2 protein-coding genes are annotated in these 2,614 nt (G+C 39.9%); both read right to left on the minus strand.

Annotation, left to right across the window (positions count from 1 at the left end):
* Window positions 1–374: SMI1/KNR4 family protein (locus ACM6JA_RS16335; RefSeq protein WP_414853156.1), on the minus strand; the 374-nt coding region annotated here is incomplete at its 3' end.
* A gap of 1,082 nt (window positions 375–1,456) precedes the next feature.
* Window positions 1,457–1,966, minus strand: a complete 510-nt coding sequence (locus tag ACM6JA_RS16340; RefSeq protein WP_414853157.1) for an SMI1/KNR4 family protein — start codon at window positions 1,964–1,966, stop codon at window positions 1,457–1,459.
* Between the last annotated feature and the right edge of the window lie 648 nt (window positions 1,967–2,614).

Genomic DNA, 2,614 nt, shown 5'->3' on the forward strand with positions numbered 1-2,614 from the left:
TGTTTAACTCGATTAGAGTCAATAAAAATGTAATCGCCATTGTTGATCGAGATAGGATACCAATGTTTAGGCATATAATCTAGGTGACTATTCTTAATTTCGTCCAGACTTAGTAACTCATATCCTCCGCCATATCTTACACTTTCGAACAGCCATGCTCCATTATGGATTAGGAGAAAATTCTTATAGTCAGTTGGTAAGTACCAATGAGTGTCTCTTAAGAACTCTTCAATCATTCCTGCTGTAGCAGGAGGATTAAATGTAAACTGGGCTGTATCAACTTTTCCATTCCTATTTTGCACTAATAATCGATTACTATTATCGAGTCTTTTTTTTAACCCTTCCAATATCAATTCAGATAAATTGTTCTTCAAGGAGAATCACCTACTATTCTTTAATAGTCATCACCAGAAGGTACATATTTGCCATAACTAGCCCACCAAGGAGTAACCTCTTTTCGGTGGAAGTCTTTTGGTAACGGAATTAAATTATCCTAGCTGTTATCCCCACCATATGCAAAAGGAGAGATTGAGTCCACTCTTGGGTATGCCAAGCATGTCACGAAAAATAAGCGGAGATGGATTGGCGGACTGAAAAAGTGGGGCGGAGAACCCCTCTTTTTTGTGCTAATGTGCTACCTACTACAAATGAAACACTATCTGTTGAAAGTAGAGAGTGGGTCATGGCTGCTACCAAAGTAACTGAATAGGTGCATCTATTCGGCATGTCTTGTATGTATCTGGTTTATCACCAGACATGTTCCCCTAACCAAAAATAAGATTCACCAACGATTTAATAATCCAAATGCTCATAACAATAGCAAAGTATTCAAGAATAATAAACTTCCAAGTAGCATTATGCTTGCTTAATCCATACCTAAACAAACTGAAAAAGAATATGCCTCCAGCAATTTCAAGCAGCTCGATGAAACTAAAGACAGTTTCGCTCATATTCCTTTACCACCCTCCGTTACCTAAATTATACCAAAAATGAAAAGGACGCCGATAAAACATCTCTTCTTAGTCTTCAAATCTACTAATCCACTAAACCTATGATCTACTTTAACTGTTCCAACCTACTCAACCTGAAAACTAGCACGATACTCCCAGTTTAGCTGAATCTTCTAGAATGTCAGGGCTATTTTTTCACGTAGTATCTACTATGGTTTCTACGTTTTTGGCATTTGCGTCAACGGGATACTTTGGGGCGGATAGAGCCTGAGATTCTTTGGCAAAAGAGACAGAGGGGACAGATAGTATGACTGTGCATAGGAGAGAAAGTATAAACTATTGCTATTAAGAAATTTTAAATATTTCCGCACAAGAGCCAAAAGCGGCGCTGGGATTCCCCCCAACTTACAGAAAAGAAGCTGAGAGCTTAGTCCCAGCTTTTTGGCAGTCATGCATTAGTCATCCGATTCATCCTAAAGACGCACTATAAAAGGCGTCCTTTTTTCTTACCCTTCCTCCTCATGGAACGGAATCCAGAATTCCTTCCCCTCATGCTCGATGAGCTTATCCAGCCATTCTGTAAATGTCAGGTCAATGTCAATTGGATTATCAGGGTCCATCGATTCGATCCATGTGAGGTAGCCATTTCCACTATCTAGTCGGTCTTGATCCACGCATATACAGCCTAAAGAGTGACTGCTCCATGCGATAGGATAGTAAGGGTGATCGATGCTGTATCCTTTCCAATACTGAATGACGAGTTGGGGGCTCAATATACTGCAACCACCGCCCTGTCTCAAAGTTCGAAATAAGACGGCACTATCGAACTCATGCAAAAATTTTACATAGTCTTCAGGAAGATCAAACGATTTCAGATTCGTCTCTATACTGGCATTAGGATCGATTGCTTTGTAAAAAATGGAGTCATGTTTTTCATTTATAATATTCAAGTTCCCATCCCGCTCTGTTCGACTTCCTCGGATCATACGGAGACTGCCGTCAAACGAATTACTCATGTCTACACACCCTTTCAATAAAAGTATGGACTGCCACCTAGATGACAGTCCGTTTTTTTAATTTTTCCGGTAACTTCTCCACCAGTCAGTGACATCATCATGATACAGGATGTTAGTGTTGCTGTTCGGATATCTGAGAAGCGGAATCAAATTACGCATATCATTTGATCCATAGTTTTCGATAGAGCATTTTCACATCGATACCATTGCGACGGGCAACCTGAGATGCATTCCCTGCTACTTTGGCTCCTTGAACCAGTTATTGTTTGAATTCGAGTGAATAGCGTTTTCGTCCTCCCAAAGCTCTCGGTCATATGGAGATATTTTATCAATCTCTTCGACCAATTTTTCTACCTTGATATTAAAAACATCCACCCCTTTAAAAGAGCACGTATAACAAATTTCTGTATCCGAGGTAACTGCTATAAAATTTGCTTTCCCGTCGGCACTGTACTCTATGTGAAAGTAGGGGGCAGATTCAATCTGTTTAGAGTAAGCTTGAATGAGTGCTTCCACATCTTCCTTACAACTAGACAACTAGAGAAGTCCCTCTGAAACGTTGATGTATCAAGAGTTTCGATATTAAAAATGGGGTGTCTCTCAGTCGAAAAAATCGACTTTTGAAACAGCCCCTTCTTTATTTCCACC

Source organism: Brevibacillus sp. IT-7CA2, from assembly GCF_949767855.1.
Lineage (GTDB): Bacteria > Bacillota > Bacilli > Brevibacillales > Brevibacillaceae > Brevibacillus.